The sequence below is a fragment of the Lacinutrix sp. genome (assembly GCF_023299985.1).
Lineage (GTDB): Bacteria > Bacteroidota > Bacteroidia > Flavobacteriales > Flavobacteriaceae > Lacinutrix.
The window spans coordinates 1-21,410 of the sequence record NZ_JALZVX010000190.1 but is presented as its reverse complement, the minus strand read 5'-3'; the positions used below and the strand labels follow the sequence as shown (position 1 = coordinate 21,410).

Annotated in this window: 17 protein-coding genes and 1 pseudogene; 10 read left to right on the top strand and 8 right to left on the bottom strand. The window is 30.5% G+C overall.

Going from position 1 to position 21,410, the window contains the following annotated elements:
* Positions 1 to 3: 3 nt before the first annotated feature.
* Positions 4 to 1,254 (bottom strand): beta-ketoacyl-ACP synthase II, encoded by a 1,251-nt coding sequence (gene fabF / locus Q0C58_RS10290; RefSeq protein WP_290700991.1) that lies wholly within the window; start codon positions 1,252 to 1,254, stop codon positions 4 to 6.
* Between the two features lie 12 nt (positions 1,255 to 1,266).
* Complete coding sequence (locus Q0C58_RS10285; RefSeq protein WP_013869581.1) at positions 1,267 to 1,500, bottom strand: acyl carrier protein; 234 nt, start codon at positions 1,498 to 1,500, stop codon at positions 1,267 to 1,269.
* Between the two features lie 183 nt (positions 1,501 to 1,683).
* Here Q0C58_RS10285 and Q0C58_RS10280 point away from each other — a divergent pair, with 183 nt between their 5' ends.
* Entirely contained in the window at positions 1,684 to 2,250 is a 567-nt protein-coding gene (locus Q0C58_RS10280; protein ID WP_290700988.1) for a phosphoribosylglycinamide formyltransferase, read from the top strand.
* A gap of 171 nt (positions 2,251 to 2,421) precedes the next feature.
* The gene (locus tag Q0C58_RS10275) at positions 2,422 to 3,063 is read left to right on the top strand and encodes a ribonuclease H family protein (protein ID WP_290700986.1); all 642 of its coding nucleotides are present in this window, start codon (positions 2,422 to 2,424) and stop codon (positions 3,061 to 3,063) included.
* A 2-nt stretch (positions 3,064 to 3,065) separates the two neighbouring features.
* On the opposite strand, the gene Q0C58_RS10270 is transcribed toward Q0C58_RS10275, so the two are convergent.
* From Q0C58_RS10270 to Q0C58_RS10255, 4 genes are read right to left on the bottom strand one after another with little or no spacing between them, the layout of a single operon-like run.
* Positions 3,066 to 3,374, bottom strand: a complete 309-nt coding sequence (locus Q0C58_RS10270) for a type II toxin-antitoxin system RelE/ParE family toxin (RefSeq protein WP_290700983.1) — start codon at positions 3,372 to 3,374, stop codon at positions 3,066 to 3,068.
* Positions 3,346 to 3,636 (bottom strand): hypothetical protein, encoded by a 291-nt coding sequence (locus Q0C58_RS10265; protein ID WP_290700980.1) that lies wholly within the window; start codon positions 3,634 to 3,636, stop codon positions 3,346 to 3,348. The genes Q0C58_RS10270 and Q0C58_RS10265 overlap by 29 nt, the downstream gene beginning before the upstream one ends.
* A 42-nt stretch (positions 3,637 to 3,678) precedes the next feature.
* Positions 3,679 to 4,422: a LytTR family DNA-binding domain-containing protein gene (locus Q0C58_RS10260; RefSeq protein WP_290700977.1), complete on the bottom strand. Its 744-nt coding sequence runs from the start codon at positions 4,420 to 4,422 to the stop codon at positions 3,679 to 3,681.
* Complete coding sequence (locus Q0C58_RS10255; protein ID WP_290700974.1) at positions 4,422 to 5,831, bottom strand: sensor histidine kinase; 1,410 nt, start codon at positions 5,829 to 5,831, stop codon at positions 4,422 to 4,424. The genes Q0C58_RS10260 and Q0C58_RS10255 overlap by 1 nt, the downstream gene beginning before the upstream one ends.
* A gap of 201 nt (positions 5,832 to 6,032) precedes the next feature.
* Here Q0C58_RS10255 and Q0C58_RS10250 point away from each other — a divergent pair, with 201 nt between their 5' ends.
* Both Q0C58_RS10250 and Q0C58_RS10245 read left to right on the top strand, forming a co-directional pair.
* Positions 6,033 to 6,962: a PfkB family carbohydrate kinase gene (locus tag Q0C58_RS10250; protein WP_290700972.1), complete on the top strand. Its 930-nt coding sequence runs from the start codon at positions 6,033 to 6,035 to the stop codon at positions 6,960 to 6,962.
* 89 nt (positions 6,963 to 7,051) lie between these two features.
* Complete coding sequence (locus Q0C58_RS10245; RefSeq protein WP_290700969.1) at positions 7,052 to 8,950, top strand: amidophosphoribosyltransferase; 1,899 nt, start codon at positions 7,052 to 7,054, stop codon at positions 8,948 to 8,950.
* A gap of 512 nt (positions 8,951 to 9,462) precedes the next feature.
* On the opposite strand, the gene Q0C58_RS10240 is transcribed toward Q0C58_RS10245, so the two are convergent.
* On the bottom strand, positions 9,463 to 10,071 hold the full coding sequence (locus Q0C58_RS10240) for a superoxide dismutase (protein ID WP_290700966.1): 609 nt from the start codon (positions 10,069 to 10,071) through the stop codon (positions 9,463 to 9,465).
* A 205-nt stretch (positions 10,072 to 10,276) separates the two neighbouring features.
* On the opposite strand from Q0C58_RS10240, the gene Q0C58_RS10235 reads away from it, so the two are divergent.
* From Q0C58_RS10235 to Q0C58_RS10210, 6 genes are all read left to right on the top strand, one after another.
* Positions 10,277 to 13,441 (top strand): exodeoxyribonuclease V subunit beta, encoded by a 3,165-nt coding sequence (locus tag Q0C58_RS10235; protein WP_290700963.1) that lies wholly within the window; start codon positions 10,277 to 10,279, stop codon positions 13,439 to 13,441.
* Between the two features lie 42 nt (positions 13,442 to 13,483).
* Positions 13,484 to 14,680 carry a glycine C-acetyltransferase gene (gene kbl / locus Q0C58_RS10230; RefSeq protein ID WP_290700960.1) on the top strand — a complete coding sequence of 399 codons (1,197 nt, stop codon included), beginning with the start codon at positions 13,484 to 13,486 and terminating at the stop codon, positions 14,678 to 14,680.
* 110 nt (positions 14,681 to 14,790) lie between these two features.
* Positions 14,791 to 16,248 carry an OmpA family protein gene (locus Q0C58_RS10225; RefSeq protein ID WP_290700957.1) on the top strand — a complete coding sequence of 486 codons (1,458 nt, stop codon included), beginning with the start codon at positions 14,791 to 14,793 and terminating at the stop codon, positions 16,246 to 16,248.
* A gap of 158 nt (positions 16,249 to 16,406) precedes the next feature.
* Complete coding sequence (locus Q0C58_RS10220; RefSeq protein ID WP_290700954.1) at positions 16,407 to 19,160, top strand: PD-(D/E)XK nuclease family protein; 2,754 nt, start codon at positions 16,407 to 16,409, stop codon at positions 19,158 to 19,160.
* Between the two features lie 269 nt (positions 19,161 to 19,429).
* Positions 19,430 to 20,005 carry a hypothetical protein gene (locus tag Q0C58_RS10215; RefSeq protein ID WP_290700951.1) on the top strand — a complete coding sequence of 192 codons (576 nt, stop codon included), beginning with the start codon at positions 19,430 to 19,432 and terminating at the stop codon, positions 20,003 to 20,005.
* Between the two features lie 165 nt (positions 20,006 to 20,170).
* Positions 20,171 to 21,016 (top strand): alpha/beta hydrolase, encoded by an 846-nt coding sequence (locus tag Q0C58_RS10210; RefSeq protein ID WP_290700948.1) that lies wholly within the window; start codon positions 20,171 to 20,173, stop codon positions 21,014 to 21,016.
* On the opposite strand, the pseudogene Q0C58_RS10205 reads toward Q0C58_RS10210, so the two are convergent.
* Positions 21,000 to 21,410, bottom strand: a pseudogene (locus Q0C58_RS10205) (universal stress protein); the annotation flags it as partial. The gene Q0C58_RS10210 and the pseudogene Q0C58_RS10205 overlap by 17 nt on opposite strands.

The window sequence follows — 21,410 nt, the reverse complement described above, 5'->3', positions numbered from 1 at the left end:
GATTTAGTCTAACTTTTTAAATAATACACAAGCATTATGTCCACCAAAACCAAAAGTATTACTCATTGCAACGTTAATTTCACGTTTTTGAGGCTGGTTAAGCGTTAAGTTTAGATTACTATCTATGTTCTCGTCAACAACAGTGTGGTTAATTGTTGGTGGCACAATACCATGTTCCATTGCTAATATAGAAGCAATAGACTCAATAGCACCTGCAGCACCCAATAAATGACCAGTCATTGACTTAGTAGAATTTATGTTGATGTTTTTAGCATGATCACCAAAAACTTCTGAAATCGCTTTAAGTTCGGCAACATCACCAAGCGGTGTCGATGTTCCGTGTGTGTTAATATGGTCTACGTCTTCAGGTTTTAAACCAGCGTTTTCCAAACAGTTTCTCATAACTGCAATAACTCCTATTCCTTCTGGATGTGGAGCTGTCATGTGGTAAGCATCAGACGACATTCCGCCACCTAATACCTCAGCATATATTTTTGCGCCTCTTGCTTTAGCGTGCTCATATTCTTCAAGAATAATTGCTCCTGCTCCTTCACCTAATACAAAACCATCTCTAGTTCCATCAAAAGGTCTTGAAGCTGTTTGTGGGCTTTCATTTCTTGTAGATAAGGCGTGCATGGCATTAAAACCACCCATTCCTGCAATAGTTACAGCGGCTTCACTTCCACCAGTAACAATTACATCGCAATGTCCTAAGCGAATATAATTTAAAGCATCTATCATTGCATTAGCAGATGATGCGCAAGCAGATACGGTTGTGTAATTAGGTCCCATAAATCCATTTTTAATAGATATGTTTCCTGGTGCAATATCTGCAATCATTTTTGGGATAAAGAATGGATTAAATCTTGGTGTTCCATCTCCAGCGGCAAAGTTTAGTACTTCGTTCTGGAAGGTTTCAAGACCTCCAATTCCTGCTCCCCAAATAACACCAACTCGTAGTTTGTTGATGGTATCTAAATTAAGTTTAGAGTCCGCAATAGCCTCATCAGATGCGACCATTGCGTACTGCGTAAACCTGTCCATTTTACGTGCGTCTTTTCTATTAATGAAATCGGTCACGTTAAAATTTTTCAACTCACAAGCAAATTTTGTTTTAAACTTTTCAGTATCAAAATAAGTTATAGGCGCTGCACCACTTTTACCTTTTAATAAGGCATCCCAATATTCATCTTTGGTATTACCTATAGGTGTAAGTGCTCCTAGACCTGTAACTACAACTCGCTTTAGTTCCATAAATATTAGTGCTTATTTTGCAGCTTCAATATATGATACAGCTTGACCAACTGTTGCAATGTTTTCTGCTTGGTCGTCTGGAATTTGGATATCGAATTCTTTTTCGAATTCCATAATTAATTCAACAGTGTCTAACGAATCTGCTCCTAAGTCGTTTGTGAAGCTAGCTTCTGTTACAACTTCGTTCTCGTCAACACCTAATTTGTCTACGATTATCGCTTTTACTCTTGATGCAATGTCTGACATAATTTTAATTTTTTTTAGTTTTAATTAAGAGGCAAAAATAAAAAACTTTATTTTAAAACCGATCTTTCTATTAAAAAAGACTTCGAAAGTTAATAATTTATTTCGAGGTATTTCTCTTTTAGCCCGTAATTGTTAATAATTATTCTTTTTTTTGTTTGAAGATTTAACATTGAATTCTAGAAAATGAAACGTGTAGTAATTTTTGCGTCCGGAAGCGGAAGTAATGCTGAAAATTTAATAAGGTTTTTTCAAAATAGCGACAATGCGTCTGTTATTCAAGTACTAACTAACAATCCACGTGCCAAAGTTTTAGACAGGTGTAAAAAACTGAAAGTTAGCGCCTTATCATTTAATAAAATAGCCTTTACAGAAACAGAAACTGTTCTAAACATCTTAAAATCTGCTAATCCAGACTTGATTGTTTTAGCTGGTTTTCTTTGGAAATTCCCTGAACATATCCTTAAACATTTCCCTAATAAAGTGATAAATGTGCATCCTGCTTTGCTACCAAAATTTGGTGGAAAAGGCATGTACGGCATTCATGTTCACAATGCTGTTGTTAACCAAAAAGAAACTGAAACAGGTATAACAATTCACTATGTAAATGAACATTATGATGAAGGAGCTATTATTTTTCAGGCAAAATGTGAGGTAAAAGCGTCAGATTCTGCAGAAGATGTTGCTGCTAAAATTCATAAATTGGAGATGGAACATTTTCCAGAGGTGGTTGATGGGTTATTAAAAGAATAAATAGATTATTTACAAGGCTACCTAAATTTAAATATAATTTTAATTAAAAGTATTTAACCTAAATAATACTGAAGAGTCTTTTTATTTACAAAGAAATAAAGATTCTTCGCTATCGCTCTGAATTACAAAAACTAAAATTAAATGGATTCCTGCCTTAGCAGGAATGACAATATGAGTAAAAAGAAAAAGAAATATTACACCGTTTGGAAAGGACATCGCACTGGTGTTTTCGACTCTTGGAACACTTGCAAAGCACAAATAAAAGACTACGAAGGTGCGCAATATAAATCGTTTACCACTTTTGATGCTGCAAAAGAAGCTTTAAATGGTAATTACTTTGATTACATAGGAAAGAATAAAACGTATAAGAGCGAGTTGTCTGCAGCACAACTTAAAAAAATAGGATTGCCAAATTACAATTCTATTTCAGTAGATGCTGCTTCTAGCGGAAATCCTGGAATTATGGAATATCGTGGTGTGGATACAAAATCTAAAAAGCAATTGTTTATTCAAGGTCCTTTTGCGCAAGGCACAAATAATATTGGTGAGTTTTTAGCTTTAGTTCATGGTTTAAGCTTTTTAAAAAAACACGATAGCGAACGTATTATTTACACAGACTCTAGAACTGCCATGAGTTGGGTTCGTAAAAAAACATGTAATAGTAAACTGGAACGTAACGCAAAAAACAAACCAGTTTACGACTTGGTGGAACGTGCTGTAAAGTGGTTAAAAGAAAACGATTACAAAACTACCATTGTAAAATGGGAAACTAAAGCTTGGGGAGAAATACCTGCAGATTTTGGGAGGAAGTAGATTTAAGAATCCTTTACAGATTTTTCTAAATGATTTGGATTTCTGTAATTATTCCAAAAATATTCAATTTCTATAGTTTGTGCATTTACTATTCTGTAAAACAAACTTGTTTGATTTGTAATAACAGCCTCTCTACTTTCTACATCAAAAATTGAAATTTTAAAAAGCTCAGGATTATTAGAGATTTGAAAAATAGTATGATCTACAATATCTATAAAATTATTTGCTTCTTTTAAAGTCCATTTTTCTAATAAATAATCTATGGTTTTATTAAAGGAATCTTCAGCTTGCTTTGTCCACAGTATTTCCATTTACTCTATTTTTAGCAGCATTAATTACTTGGCTATGCTCTTTTACTAAACCTTTTTTACTTTGTATTCTACTTTCAAGGAGTGCTTTTTTTATTTCGATAGTTTTGTCTTCATTTTCAGAGGTGATTTCATCTGCTTTTTTATGTAACACAAATTCCATATAATTTTTTAAGGTTCTACCAGCTTTTTTAGCCTTAAATTCTAAAAGACGTATTACCTCCTCGTCTAAAAGTACTTCCTTTCTTTTTTTAATAGTTTTCATATTCGTAATATTTACATTAAATATACGTAATATTTACGTATATTAATAATCTAGCCAATTTTTAAAGTCTTTTGCTCGCTCTCGACTTACAATTATTTCACTCTTATTATAGTTTTTTAATTCAATTTTAAATCTACTGTTGGTGTAAGAAATAACATTGTCGATTGCTTCTCTATTAATAATAAACTTTCGGTTTACTTTATAAAACTGCTTTGTATTTAGTTTCGTTTCTAAACTAGATAAAGCATCATTTATAATATAATTACAATTGTCGCTTCTTAGATAAGTAGCATTGTCTTCGCTATAAAAACAAATAATAGTTTCCGTTTTAATAATTTTTATTTTCTTTCCTATTCTTACAGCAAATTCAGTTTTATAAACTTGAATGTTTTCATTTTCTATAACTTCTTTTAATTCAATTAATTCTTTTTCATTTGTATAGAATGTATTGGCTTTTTGTATCGCTTTTTCAAGTTCCTCTTTATTAATTGGTTTTAGTAAATAGGAGACGCTATTATAGTCGAAAGCCTTAATACTATATTCACTATATGCTGTTGTAAAAACAATTGGACTTTTAATTTTTACCTGCTTAAAAATCTCAAAGCACAAACCGTCTGATAAATGAATATCTAAAAATAACACGTCTGGATGTTCATTATTTTTAAACCATTCTATAGCAGATTTAACCGAAACCAAACTAATAACAATCTCGTAGTTAAAAGCACTTAACATACGCTCTAGTCTTCTGCTTGATGCTAACTCGTCTTCTATAATGACTACTTTCATTACACTTCTGGTTTTAATAATGGTAATTTAATTGTGAATAGGTTATTGTCTTTATCAATAATTACTTTTTCATCTGTAAAATAGGTATATCTGTTTTTAATGTTTTCCAATCCTGTTGGTTTATCTGTCTCTGTAGATAATTTTGGATGTAATGTGTTTGAGACTATTATAAAATTATCATCAATAGACATTGCTACTGTTATTGGGTTATCTGTGCTTAATTCGTTATGTTTTACTACATTCTCAAAAACTTGTTGCAGTGCCATTGGTAGAATATAAAAGGCATTTGCATGTTCTACTTTATTATTAAAAATTAAAGTATTTTCGAAGCGTACTTTTAACAGTGCTATGTATTTATTAGCAAAAGATATTTCGTCTTTTAAAGTAACTAAGTCTTGCGTTTCTTGATCTAAAAAATAGCGATAGACTTTAGATAAATCTTCTGAGAATTTAACTGCTTTTTCTTGGTTCTCTTCAATTAAACCAGTTAAAACACTAATATTATTGAATAGAAAATGTGGGCTTATTTGCGATTTTAATTGTTGGTATTTTAAAGAGGCTTCTAACCCTATTTGTTTTAGGTTTAGTTTTTCTTGTTTGTTGATTAGATAGATGAAATAGGTGTGAGTAGCTAATGTTAAAAAAAAGAAATATGGTGTTGAAATAAATAGTAGAAGTCTTGTGATTTTTATTAAAATATTATCAAAAGTAATATACAAATTTACTAGAGATAAAACAAAAGGGATAATAAAAACAGCAATAAAATAAATAGCTATAATCCAATATTTGCTTTTCATGTTTTTATAAATATAACGGAAAGAAAAATAAACAAATAGAACAACCAAAAGCCCACTAATAAAAGTATTAAAAAGCACATGGAATTTTGCCAAAGAAAAGTTACCAAAGTGGAACAGCATAAAATAAGCTAATGTTATCCATAAAAAATGAACAAGCACTATGGTAATAGATGGTCTTATTTGGATTGCTTTTGATGTTTTTTTGAGTTTATTAGACTTGCTTAAAAGGAATAGAATAAGCACGCTAAATACACTTATTAAAAAAGCAAATACACTAAATGGTAACGCTATCGTTAGGTGAGACCAATTAGAACCTTCCTTAATAACCGTAAAAACAAAACCTAATACATATATAATTGTAAAGGAAAACAGTCCAGGCTTTAAGATTCCTTTAATTATAGTTTTTAGATTTTTAAACACACTATCTTGGTAGTAAATAGCAGAAAATAAACATGGTACAAAAAACAAAGCAAAACTTATTGGCCCAATATATAATATATCTACAGTAGCTTTATCTAAGTCATAAATTATAGCATTAATTATAAAACCAAAACCATTAATAACAACAGTTACAATCAACGCATAAACCAATGCTTTTTGTATTTTTTTCATAATATTTCTTATTAATTTAAAGCAAACATCAAAGATTTAAAGCTTCAAAAAAAATAAAGAATAGCGAACTGTTCTTTTTTGTAAGTGAGTTGCTAATATCTATAAATTTAACTTAATCGTTATTCCGTTTTATTAAGAAAGTAAATTGAAAAAGCAGCGACTAAAAAACCTATATTTGCACTTTAATTTAAGAACTTTTACATGAGTAAATTAGTAATAGTAGGAACAGTAGCTTTTGATGCTATTGAAACACCATTTGGTAAAACTGATAAAATTCTTGGTGGCGCAGCGACTTACATAGGTTTTTCGGCAGCCAATTTCGATAACGTAGATGCAGCAGCAGTGTCTGTTGTTGGTGGTGATTTTCCTCAAGAATATTTAGATCTTTTAACCGAAAGAAAAGTTAGTATCGAAGGTATAGAAATTGTGAAAGATGGCAAAACCTTCTTTTGGAGTGGTAAATACCATAACGATATGAACTCTCGCGATACTTTAGCGACAGAACTTAACGTACTAGAGACTTTTACTCCAGTTGTTCCAGAAAGTTACAAAGACGCAGATATTGTAATGCTTGGAAACTTGCATCCTTTAACACAACAAAGTGTGCTTGATCAAATGTCTAAAAAACCCAAATTGGCTATTTTAGATACTATGAATTTTTGGATGGATATCGCAATGGACGATTTGCTTTCAGTAATTAAAAATGTAGACGTTATTACCATTAACGATGAAGAAGCAAGACAATTATCTGGAGAATATTCTTTAGTAAATGCTGCAAAGAAAATTCATACAATGGGACCAAAATATGTAGTTATTAAAAAAGGAGAGCATGGTGCTTTACTGTTTAATGATGGTGACATGTTTTATGCTCCAGCTTTACCTTTAGCCGAAGTTTTCGATCCTACAGGAGCAGGAGATACTTTCGCAGGTGGTTTTGCAGGTTATCTTGCCAAAACTGGCAATATATCTTTTGAGAATATGAAAAACGCTGTAATATATGGATCTGCATTAGCATCCTTTTGTGTAGAGAAATTTGGAACAGAACGTATGCAAACGTTAACAGACGAAGAAATCTTCGAGCGCTTGCAACAGTTTAAAGACTTAACACAATTTGAACTTGAAATAAATTAATAAAAAACGCACTCAATTTTAAGTGCGTTTTTTATTTCCGCTTTAGCGAAATAAATATTATATAAACAACAACTCACAACACAACAACAATGAGTGATGCTTTAAAACACGAGTGCGGAATTGCACACATTAGACTTTTAAAACCATTAGAATTCTACAAAGAAAAATATGGAAGCGCCTTTTACGGTGTAAACAAAATGTATTTACTAATGGAAAAGCAGCACAACCGTGGACAAGATGGTGCTGGATTTGCAAGTATTAAATTAGACACCAAACCAGGAGAGCGCTACATAAGTAGAGTGCGCTCTGTTGCACAACAACCTATTCAAGATATTTTTGCGCAAATTAATGAGCGTATTAATAACGAATTAGAAGCGCATCCAGAATATGCAGATAATGTTGCTTTACAAAAACAAAACATACCATACATAGGCGAAGTACTTTTAGGGCACGTTCGCTATGGTACTTTTGGTAAAAACAGTGTAGAAAGTGTGCATCCGTTTTTACGTCAAAACAACTGGCAACATAGAAACCTAATTCTTGCAGGTAACTTTAACATGACTAACGTTAAAGAACTCTTTGCAAATTTATTAGAACTTGGTCAGCACCCAAAAGAATATACAGATACTATAACCATTATGGAGAAAATAGGACATTTTCTTGATGATGCTGTTAGTAAAATTTATAAGAAGTTAAAAAAAGAAGGTTATAAAAAAAATGAATGTTCGCCATTAATTGCAGAGCGATTAAATGTTGCAAAAATATTAAAACGCGCAGCAAAAAATTGGGATGGTGGTTATGCAATGGCAGGAATGTTAGGGCATGGAGACTCTTTTGTTTTAAGAGATCCTGCTGGTATTCGCCCAGCTTATTATTATAAGGATGATGAAATTGTTGTTGTTGCCTCTGAACGCCCAGTAATACAAACAGTATTTAATGTTGAGTTTGATGATGTAAAAGAACTAGATCCTGGTCATGCTATTATTACCAAAAAATCTGGTGAAGTTGCCATCCAACAAATACTTGAACCTTTGGAACGCAAAGCGTGCTCTTTTGAGCGTGTTTACTTTTCACGTGGTAGTGATGCCGAAATCTATCAAGAACGTAAAATGCTTGGTCGCTTATTAATGCCTGAGGTTTTAAAAGCGATTGGAAATGATACTGCGAATTCTGTGTTTTCATATATTCCAAATACAGCAGAAACGTCTTTCTATGGCATGATTGAAACAGTTGAAGAATACCTTAACGAAAGAAAAACCAAAGCCATTTTAGATGGAGGCGGAAAACTATCTGCCGAAAATGTAATTGAGATTTTAAAAGAAAGACCTCGTATTGAAAAAATAGCCATAAAAGATGTTAAGCTAAGAACTTTTATTACCGAAGATAGTAGCCGAAACGATTTAGTTGCACACGTTTACGATGTAACTTATGGTGTTATTAAACCAACAGATAATCTTGTTATTATTGACGATAGTATTGTTCGTGGTACAACTCTAAAGATGAGTATTATTAAAATGATGGACAGATTACATCCTAAAAAAATAGTAGTCGTTTCATCTGCTCCACAAATACGTTTTCCAGATTGCTATGGTATTGATATGGCAAATTTAGAAACGCTTGTTGCTTTTAATGCTGCTTTAGCTTTATTAAAAGAGAATAACAAATACCATATTGTTGAAGACGTTTATAAAAAATGTAAAGAGCAAATAAATTTAGCAGATAAAGATGTAAAGAATTTTGTAAATGAAATTTACGACCAGTTTACGACTGAGGAAATTTCGGCAAAGATATCTCAACTTTTAAGTGATGAATCTGTAAATGCTGAAGTACAAATCATATTCCAGTCTGTAGAAAATTTACATAAAGCTTGTCCTAAAAACTTAGGAGATTGGTACTTTACTGGAGACTACCCAACTGTTGGAGGAAATAGAGTAGTAAACAAAGCTTTTATTAATTTTTTCGAAGGCAATAAAGAGCGTGCCTATTAATTGATATTTAACCACTTATTTCACTTTAACTAGTATTAGTGCTTTTAATCCAAAAGATTTTCTATGCATATATATTTAACATACTTTCAAAGAACCATAACATAAGTAGGTTAAGTTCATGGTAGATTTGGGGCAAAAAAAGCTGAACTCTCGTTCAGCTTTTTTTATAGGCGAATATTTCATTTTTATAATTGAGAAGCTAAACTATCACTTTATCTGATTGAAAATCAAATTGTTCGGCAATATCGACCAAATGCACTTTAGCAGATATATTTACTCTTTGTCTAAAAAAACAAATTTATTAAAAACTCTTCTTTATATTTGAGCTTACCATAACATAAGTAGGTTAAGTTCATGGTAGATTTGGGGCAAAAAAGGTGAACGAAAGTTCACCTTTTTTATTTGCCCAAAAATGAGGTTTAATATTCATTAATCGTTCAACTACATAAATTTTAAACAAAAAAAGAGCTAGTTAAAACTAGCTCTTTTATAATATTAAAAATGTGTTTAGCTTATTTTGCTAAAGCATAACGTCTCTCAACTTCGTTCCAGTTAATTACATTAAAAAAAGCATTAATATAATCTGGCCTTCTGTTTTGGTAGTTTAAATAGTAAGCGTGTTCCCAAACATCCAATCCTAAAATTGGTGTTCCTCCACAAGTTACGCCTGGCATTAATGGATTATCTTGGTTTGGTGTAGAACATACTTCTACTTTTCCACCTTTATGCACACATAACCAAGCCCAACCAGAACCAAATTGTGTTGCTGCTGCTTTACTAAATGCATCTTTAAAAGCATCTACAGAACTGTAAGCTGCCTCGATAGCATCTTTTAATTCTCCAGAAAGTCTTCCTTTATCTTCTGGGTTCATTACTTCCCAAAATAAAGAGTGGTTATAAAAACCACCACCATTATTTCTAACACCTTTATTATCCATATCAAGATTTTCTAATATGTTTTCAATAGATTTTCCTTCTAAATTTGTTCCTTCTATTGCAGCATTTAATTTAGATGTGTATCCATTGTGATGTTTAGAATGGTGTATTTCCATAGTACGAGCGTCGATATTTGGTTCTAAAGCGTCGTAAGCATATTTTAATTTCGGTAATTCGAAAGCCATAATTTTATGTTTTTTGGTTCATAATTCTGTGACTGTAAATTTAGTACTTTAACATTTCAATTAAAAATTTAAAGACATATTAAGTGTTTTGTTTTAATAATATTTTAACAACATGTTTTTAATTGCTTCTATTTTCTTTTGAAAAAATTAAGAATTAAACAATCTTCACACTAATTGTTTTTATCTTGTACTCAAATTTATATTGATGTTGTCAAACTCTTCATTTCAAGTCTATAATGCATCAGCTGGCAGTGGTAAAACCTTCACTTTAGTTAAAGAGTACCTTAAAATATTATTTTCGTCGTCAGGTAATTATCAGTTTAGAAATATTCTTGCAATAACATTTACCAATAAAGCTGTTGGTGAAATGAAAGCACGAATTCTAGAAATGCTAAAACATTTTTCTGAAGTAGAAAATTTAAACAATCCACATCCAATGTTTACAAACATTGTTGACGATTTAAAGTTAGAGCCAGAAGCGCTTCAAAAAAAGGCTAAAGACATCTTAAATACCATTATGCATAATTATGCAGCGTTCGATATTTCTACTATCGATGGTTTTAATCACAGGTTAATTAGAACTTTTGCTCACGATTTGCATTTGCCAATTAATTTTGAAGTAGAATTAGATACAGAATCTTTATTAAACGAAGCTGTAGAGCGTTTAATAGCAAAAGCTGGAACCAATAAAGAGTTAACAAAAATATTAGTTGATTTTGCTATTGAAAAAGCAGACGATGATAAAAGTTGGGACGTTGCAAGAGATTTTAATAACATTGCTAAATTACTAACCAAAGAAAGTGATTTAGATTTTGTAAACTCTTTAAACGATAAAACAACAGACGATTTTAAAAACTTAAAAACAAACTTAAAAGAGACAATAAAAAATATTGAAAATGAATGTTTGGCTCTTGCTAAAAAAGCACTAGGTCTTATTGAAGAAAATAACATACCTAACAACCATTTTAGTTATTCAGACTTGCCAAATCATTTTCTAAAAATGAAAAACCTTAGAATAAAGGATTTAAATTTTGAAGGCAGATTAACACAAAACCTCGAGGCTGAAAAATATTATGGAGGAAAAGCAACAGCCGAAACAAAACAAAATATAGATAGCATTATTGAAGATCTAAAAGGTTTGTTTAACAAATCTGCTACTTTGCCAGAACGCTATTTGTTACCAATTGCTATTTATAAAAACCTGACACCTTTATCTGTTTTAACTGTAATAAATAAAGAGTTAGTTGCAATAAAAACTGAAGAAAACAAAATGCTTATTAGCGAGTTTAACGCTATTATTAGTAAGGAAATAAAAAACCAACCAACGCCATTTATTTATGAGCGTATGGGAGAAAAATTTAAACATTATTTTATAGATGAGTTTCAAGACACGTCGCAATTGCAATGGGAAAATTTAATTCCGTTGGTTGATAATACACTCTCTGGAGAAAACATAAAGGCAGAAAAAGGTACTGCCATGATTGTAGGCGATGCAAAACAGGCTATTTATAGATGGCGAGGTGGAAAAGCAGAACAGTTTATGCAGCTGTTTAATAAAACCGCAAAACCATTTTATATAGAACAAGACGTTAAAAATTTAGAATCTAATTTTAGAAGTTTAGAAACTATAGTAAATTTTAACAATGCTTTTTTTAAGCATGCCTCTAATCCAATTACACTTAGTAATGAAGATTATAAGAAACTTTATGAACAGTCTTCGCAAAAACCTACAAAAAACAAACAAGGTTATGTAAACCTTAACTTTATAGATTTTGAAAACGAAGATAATAACAAAGATGAAGTATACACGCAACACGTTTTAGACACCATTATCACCTGTCAAAAAAACGGTTATGATTTAAAAGACATTTGTATTCTAGTTAGAAAGAAAAAACATGGTGTTGCAATTGCTCAATTTTTAAGTAGCCAAAACCTAAAAATTACTTCTAATGAAACCATGCTTATTAATAATGCGCCACAAGTACAGCTTATTAATAATGTGCTTAATGTTTTAACAAACCCAAACGATACAGAATGCAAAGTTAATATACTTAATTTTTTAGCTGAAAAACATAATATCAAAGACAAGCATGAATTTTTTAAAAATCATGTTTTTTTAGAGTTAGAGTACTTTTTTAAAAGCTTTGAAGCTTTCGGAATTAATATAAATCCAAATCAATTAACACAACTAAGTTTATTTGATTTGGCTGAAACTATTGTGAGGAGCTTTAAATTAGTAGAACATTCTAACGCTTATGTTCAGTTTTATTTAGATACAGTGCTAGAATATTCGCAAAAGAATATTTCAGATTTAAATGCGTTTTTAGAGTATTTTGACACTAAAAAAGACAAACTAAGTATTATTTCTCCTCAAGAGCAGGATGCTATTCAAATAATGACCATTCATAAATCTAAAGGTTTAGAATTTCCGGTTGTTATTTTCCCTTACGCAGAGATTAATATATATGAAGACATTGAACCTAAAGAATGGTTTACTTTAAATCCTGAAAATTATAATGGTTTTAATTACGCTTTATTAAATTATAGTAGTGCTTTCGAAAATTATGGTGAAGAAGGAAACGCTATTTACTCAAGACATCAAGCAGAATTAGAACTCGATAGTTTAAACCTTTTATATGTTGCGTTAACAAGACCTGTAGAACAACTCTATATAATAGGCAAAAAGGATATTAATAAAAAAGGTGAAGTTAATTTAAAATCTTACTCAGGATTATTAATAGATTATTTAATAAAAACTGAATATTGGGACGAAACTAAAACAGTTTATAGTTTTGGCTCTCCAGAAAAACCAGAGTCTAAAAAACAAGACCATAATATAAAAACGATTGAGCAACAAGAATTTATTTCTACAGCAAAAGAAGACCACAATATTAAGGTAATTGCAAACTCAGGTTATCTTTGGGACACTAAACAAGAGGATGCGCTAGAAAAAGGAAATTTAGTGCATGATATTATGGAACATATAAAAGTTAAAAGCGATGTAGATTTTGCTATTAACATTTTTGAATCTTCTGGGATAATAGATAAAAATCAAGCAGAAGCCTTAAAAACATCAATACTAGAAATTATTGGTCACCAAGATTTAGAACATTTATTCTCTAAAGACAATACCATATATAATGAACGTGATATTATTTCTAAAACCGGAAAAATATACAGACCAGATCGATTAGTAATAAATAATAAAAATGAAGTGGTGATTGTAGATTACAAAACTGGATTACATAACCCTAAATACCAACATCAACTTCAAGATTATCAAGATGTTTTAGAACAAATGGATTTTAAAGTAATTAAAAAATTACTTATATACGTTAATAAGGACATAACAGTTAAGACTTATAATTAATAGTTTTTATAAATTTACACAACAAAATAACAACAAATAAGCATGTACGGTAAAATACAACAACACTTACAACAAGAGATAAAAGACATTAAAGACAATGGGCTTTTTAAGGAAGAGCGTATAATAACATCTCCACAAGGAGCAGAAATTACTTTAAATACTGGTGAGACCGTTTTAAACTTTTGTGCTAACAACTACTTAGGCTTATCATCTCATCCAGAAGTAATACAAGCAGCTAAAGATGCAATGGATAGTCATGGTTTTGGTATGAGTTCTGTACGTTTTATTTGTGGTACTCAAGACATACATAAAGAATTAGAACAAAAAATAGCCGATTTCTACGGTACAGAAGACACCATATTATATGCGGCTGCTTTCGATGCTAATGGTGGAGTATTTGAACCATTACTAAGTAAAGAAGACGCTATTATCTCAGATTCTTTAAATCATGCATCCATAATAGATGGTGTACGTTTATGTAAAGCAGCAAGGTATCGTTACCAAAATAACGATATGGCAGATTTAGAACAACAATTAATTGATGCTAATAAAAATGGAGCAAGACATAAAATAATAGTAACAGATGGTGTGTTCTCTATGGATGGATTAGTTGCGCCTTTAGATAAAATATGTGATTTAGCAGATAAATATGATGCTTTAGTAATGATTGACGAATGTCATGCTACTGGATTTATTGGTAAAACAGGTATTGGTACTCTTGAAGACAAAGGTGTTTTAGGAAGAGTAGATATTATCACAGGTACTTTAGGAAAAGCAATGGGTGGAGCAATGGGTGGTTATACAACTGCTAAAAAAGAAGTAATAGATATTTTACGTCAACGCTCCAGACCTTATTTGTTTTCTAACTCTTTGGCTCCTGCAATTGTTGGCGCTTCTATAAAAGTGTTCGATATGCTAAAAAACGACACATCACTAAGAGATAAATTAGAAAGTAACACAAATTACTTTAAAAAGGGATTGAAAGCAGCTGGATTTGACATTATAGATGGTGACTCTGCAATAGTTCCTGTAATGTTATATGATGCTAAATTATCTCAAACTATGGCAAATATGCTATTAAAAGAAGGAATTTATGTTATTGGATTCTTTTTTCCAGTAGTACCAAAAGAAAAAGCTCGCATTAGAGTGCAATTATCTGCTGCTCATGAAAGAATCCACTTAGACAAGGCTATAGAAGCATTTACTAAGGTTGGAAAAACACTTGAAATCATCAATTAATAATAACATTTTAGCACAATAATCAATATTTTTATATATTTGTCTTTGTTAATAATGTTTAACAACTTATTTTTGCTTTTAATTAACACTTAAAAATTAAATTTTTGAATATGAAAAATCTTAGCAGATTATTATTCACTCTAGTACTTGTAGTAAGTTTTAGTAATGTGAATGCACAAGACCAAGATAACCCTTGGGCAGTTGGTTTTGGAATTAACGCAATTGATGTTTACCCAGTAGGAGGCGACAATTTTGATGGTGATCCTCAAGGACCTTATTTCGATGAATTCTTTAACGTAGAAGATCACTGGAGTATTTTACCCTCTCTTTCTACAGTAAATGTTTCTAAATATGTAGGGAATAATTTTTCTGTACAAGTAGGAGGATCTATTAACAGAATTACTAAATATGGACAACTTGAAAGCGCTAATGCTCCTGACGTTGACATTAGAGTTAATGATTTAAACTATTTTGCTCTTGATGCTAATGTAAGATACCATTTATCTGAAATAATTAAGAGTAAGAGACTTGATCCAACAGTAGGTGTTGGTGGTGGTTACTCTTGGATAGAAGAAGGTCCTTTCAACAACAACGGAGTTGGAGGAAACAATAATGTTGGTTCTGCAACTTTAAATGGTTCTTTAGGTTTAACATATTGGTTTACAGATAATATTGGTTTTTCAGTAGAATCTAAATATAAGCACTCTTTTGAAGATTATTTACCTAAACACTTCCAACATTCTGCAGGTCTTACTGTAAAATTTGGAGGAAAAGATACTGATGGTGATGGTATATTTGATAAAAATGATGCTTGTCCAGATGTTCAAGGTTTAGAAGCTTTTAACGGTTGCCCTGATACTGATGGTGATGGAATCGAAGATTCTAAAGATTCTTGTCCTAACGTAGCTGGTTTAACTGAGTTTAACGGTTGTCCTGATACTGATGGTGATGGTGTTGTAGATGGTAAAGATGATTGTCCTACAGTTAAAGGTCTTAAATCTATGAACGGTTGTCCTGATACTGATGGTGATGGCGTAACTGATGCTAAAGATAAATGTCCTAAAGAAGCTGGTCCTGCTGCAAATAATGGATGTCCTTGGGCTGATACTGATGGTGATGGTGTAACTGATAACGTTGACAAATGTCCTAAAGTTGTAGGTACAGTTGCCAACAATGGTTGTCCTGAAGTTGTTGCTGTTGTTCAACCTTCTCAAGAAGTTATAAATAGATTAAATGCTTATGCTAAAACAATCTTATTTGATTCAGCTAAGTCTTCTTTTAAGAAACAAACTTTTGAAGTTTTACAGAATATTACAGCTATATTAAAAGAATACCCTGATTCTAATTTCACATTAGAAGGTCACACAGATAGTCAAGGTAGTAAGTCTTCTAATCAAGCTTTATCTGAAAGAAGAGCTAACGCAGTAAGAGAGTACTTAGTTGAAAACGGAATTTCAAGTGCAAGATTAACTGCTTATGGATTTGGTGAAGATTATCCAATCGATACTAATGCTTCTGCTGCAGGTAGAAAAAACAATAGACGTACTGAGGTTAAACTTAGAAAATAAGTTTCTCAATACATTTTAAATAAGTTTATAAAAACGCTTCGGTTTACCGAAGCGTTTTTTATTTTTATACTATAAAGCAAGCATGTAAAAACTTTATAAATTAATGAAACGACTATTAGTAAAGAGCATGTGACCATTAAAAAAATAAAAATAGACACATGAAATCTTTCATTTTCGATGTATTACAAAAACTTAAAGATAAAGGTGATGACATATCTAGCCTTAGTTTTATTCTGCCTAGTAAGCGTGCTGGAGTCTTTTTAAAACAAGAGTTATCTATAGTTGTTAATAAAACCATATTCTCCCCTAATATTATTAGTATAGAAGAATTTGTTGAAGAATTAGCAGAACTAAAATCTATAACCAATACAGAATTATTATTTGAGTTTTATAATTCGTATTTAGTTTTAACTCCTAAGGCAGAACAAGAACCATTTGAATCCTTTTCTAAATGGGCACAAATACTACTGCAAGACTTTAACGAAATAGACCGTTATCTAATTCCTCAAAAAAGCATCTTTGGATACCTAAGTGCTATAAAAGAATTAGATCATTGGTCTCTAACAGAAGACAAAACAGAAGTAGTAAAAAACTATCTTAAATTCTGGGACAAACTTAAACTTTACTATAATCATTATACTGATGCTTTAATTGACAAAAAAACAGGTTACCAAGGCTTAATCTATAGAAAGGCTGTAGAAAACATTAAAAATTATGCCTCTAAAAATAAACAAAAACATGTTTTTTTAGGATTTAATGCTTTAAATACTGCTGAAGAAACAATAATTCAAGAATTATTAAAAAATAATCTAGCAGAAATATATTGGGACATTGATAAGGTATTTATAGAAAACCCTATTCATGATGCAGGACTGTTTACCAGACAGCATAAACTTAATTGGAAATACTTTGAAGCTAATCCATTCAATTGGATAACAACACATTATTCTGAGCCTAAAATTATTGAAATACTTGGAGTGCCTAAAAACATAGGACAAGCAAAAACAATAGGTTCTATTCTAAAAAAAATAGAAACTAAAAACCAAAATTTAAAAAGTACTGCAGTAATTCTTGGTGATGAAAACCTTCTAATTCCTGTTTTAAACTCTATACCTTCTACAATAAAAAAACTCAACATTACAATGGGTTTTCCCTTGAGTTCGATTCCTTTAGCTTCACTTTTTGAACAATTATTTGCAATACATATAAAAGCTTCAGAAAAGTATTACTTTAAAGATATTATTAACCTATTATCACATCAATTTATAAAGCCATTATTTAACACAGAAGAGGCAAATAATGCAACACTACTAATTGAAAACATAAAAAAAAATAATCTAGTATATTTATCACTTTCAGATATAAAATCTTACACAAAAGGCAATAAAGAAATACTTGAATTATTATTTAATAACTGGCAAAACAACGCAAATAATGCTATTGATAGTTGTTACAAAATAATAAATAAAATAAAAGAACAGCTTTCCACTATAAAGGAAGACAACCTTTTCTCTCTTGAGTACTTGTATCGCTTTAATAAGCTGTTTAATGAGCTTTATAGATTAAATGTTAGCTATAACCATATAAACGATATTTCTGCACTTTTTAATATCTATAAAGAATTATTAACAAGCGAAACTTTAGATTTTCAAGGAGAACCGTTAGAAGGCTTACAAGTAATGGGAATGCTAGAATCTCGTGTTTTAGATTTTGAAACTATAATAATATCAAGTGTTAATGAAGGTGTACTTCCGTCTGGAAAAACAAATAATTCTTTTATTCCTTTCGATGTTAAAATTGAAAACGCATTACCAACCTACAAAGAAAAAGATGCTGTTTACACCTATCACTTTTACAGGTTACTACAACGTGCAAAAAACGTCTATATACTTTATAACACAGAAGCTGATGTGTTAACTGGTGGTGAAAAAAGTCGTTTTATTAATCAGTTAGAATTAGAAGGTATTCATACAATTAAACATCAAATTGTAACACCACAAGTTCCAAATTTTAATGTAGAATTAAAGGAAATCGTTAAAACCGAAGCTGTTATAACACAATTAAAATCTATTGCTCAGCAAGGTTTTTCACCTTCATCATTAACAAGTTATATTAGAAATCCATTAGATTTTTACTACCAGAAATTACTTGGCATCAAAGATCTTGAAAATGTTGAAGAAACTGTAGCTGCAAATACAATGGGAACAGTAGTTCATGATACTTTAGAATCGCTTTACAAACCGTTTATTGGTAAAAACTTAGAAACGGTTGATATTGAAAAAATGAAGCCTAAAATCGATTCTAAAATTTCAAAGTATTTTAAAAAAGCATATGCAGATGGTGATATGACTAAAGGTAAAAACTTAATTGTGTTTGAAATTGCTAAACGCTACGTCCAAAACTTCTTAAAACTTGAAATAGAAGATTTAAAACAAGGGAATAGTATTAAAATAATAGCACTAGAGGAAAAGGCAGAAATACCACTAGACATTCCAGAATTAAACTTTAACGTAAAACTAAAAGGAACCGTAGATCGTGCAGATGAATATAATGGCATGACCAGAATTATAGATTATAAAACTGGAAAAGTATTAGATAGTGAAGTCTCATTGGTAGATTGGGAAGACCTCACTACAGATTATAAAAAATACAGTAAAAGTTTTCAAATTTTGGCTTATGCATACATGATGAATAAAGAAAAGCCATTACAATTTCCAATTGAAGCTGGTGTCATTTCATTTAAAAACCTTAGTGCTGGATTTTTAAAATTTACAAAGCGAGAACAATCTAGAGGTGGAAATAAAAATACTTTAATTACAGAAGAAACTTTAAATAGTTATTTTGAAGAACTAAAAAAACTAATTATCGAGATTTGTAATCCCGAAATTAACTTTATAGAAATTAGTGTTTAGTTGAATATAATTTAATTGTGCTACGATTTTTCTTTTTTAACTATTTTTGTAATTAGATTATTACTTTGTTCTATAACCAATTGATTCTAAAACAAAATTAAAAGAACAACTGCTATAAATAGAAACTAGGAGAGAAAATTAATAGTAAAGATTTTCTTGAACTTACGACAAATAGCAATCGAACTGTTATGTGTTAGAATATTGATAAAAAATCGTAGAGAGATCTCAATTTATATACCGATCTTTAACACTTAGCGTAAATATTTATTATGAGATTTTTATTTCTATTCTTTTTATTATCATTTTCAGCATCTTTGTCTATTAATGCTCAAGAAACTACCGATTTATTACTCGATATTGATGAACCTTGGCGTAGTGAGCGATTAACTTTTCCTATAAGGTTTGCACCATCATTAGATTACAAAGGAATTGAAGAAGTTAGATTTGCAGAAGGATGGAGCTCTCCAGATAGTGATGAGTTCTGGACATATACTTTTTTATGGTATCTAGATGAAGATCCAAAAGTTACAGCAAATATCATTGAAGACGATATTGAGGCTTATTTTAATGGTTTAATGAACTTAGTTGGTAAAGGAAGTGATATTCCTGATGCTAATGTTGTTTTTGTAAAAGATGCAAATACTACTAATACTTACATTGGGAAAGCAAAAATTTTTGATGCTTTTTTTAACAAAGATATTCAAGAACTAAACATAAAAGCTATTGTTAATTATTGCTCAAAAACTAATAAACATACGGTACTTTTTACGTTTTCACCTAAAGAGTTTGATCATAATATTTGGAAAACATTAGATACTATATCACTTGCTGTAGATTGTAATTAATACTAAACATTGTTATTTGCTATTATTTTTTCTCTTTAAAGAGGATTACCTACCTAATTAATTTTCTATTCTTTATATCTTAAACAATAAGAAATGTGTAAATCAGGTACGATATCTTACAGATATAAATACTTACCGCTATGGTTTAATTGAAAAAGAAATGTAATGTTTAAAAAAAATAAAATTTTAGATAGAAAGAACCAAAAATCGATCGTTTTTGATGTTTTTTATAACAAAACAGAAAAACCAAAACCATTAGTTATCTTTTGCCATGGCTATAAAGGCTTCAAAGATTGGGGAAGTTGGAATTTGGTAGCCGAAGCCTTTATGAATACAGACTTATTTTTTATCAAATTTAATTTCTCTCATAATGGAGGAACAACAGAAAATCCAATAGATTTTCCAGATTTAGAAGCTTTTGCTGAAAATAATTATACTAAAGAACTAGATGATTTAGATTCGATATTGAATCATTTTCTATCAAGTAATAATGAATTTAATACAGAAATAGACCCTAAAAACGTTACTTTAATTGGACATTCTCGAGGTGGCGGAATTTCTATTATTAAAGCATCAGAAGATTCTAGAATAACAAAATTAATAACTTGGGCTAGTATTTGCGATTTCTCAAAACGATCATCAACTATTGGCGATTTAGAACAATGGAGAAAAAGAGGTGTAAAATATGTTTTAAACGGAAGAACGAAACAACAAATGCCTCATAATTTTCAGTTTTATGAGGATTTTAAAACAAATGAAAAACGCCTGGATATTGAAGCTTCAACTAAGAAGTTAAACATTCCATATTTAATAATACATGCAAAAGACGATCCTTCTGTAAAGTATAATGAAGCAGAAGCACTTCATCTTTGGAATAATAAGTCAGAGTTGTTATCTATTGAAGATACAGACCATGTTTTTAGTGCTAAACATCCTTGGCTTAAGGATAAAATGCCATTAGCTTTAAAAACTGTTGTTAAAAATAGTATAAAATTTATTTTAGACCACTAAGTACTAAAACTGGAAATTCGGTAACGTGAAAATCTTTTTTAAGCATCACATTTTTTTCCCAATATTTTTTAAAGAAACCTCGTTTACGTCTAACAACACATAACATGTCTGGATTAGTTTCTTTATAGTTTTCTAATACACCTTGATAAGTAGTTGCGTTTACAGATTTTGTTGTGTTAGCCACTATATTATCCAATTCAGAATCTACATTAAAATCTTCAGGATTATAAAATGGTGTTTTTACTAAAAGCAAATTTACATTAGCATTAAAACTCTTTTTAACAGATATTAAAGGCTCTAATGCTTCTTCTTTTTTAATAATTGCCGATTTTAAAGCAACTAAAATTGATGCAATTGGCTTAAAAACAAATCCTTCAGGTACTATTAATGCAGG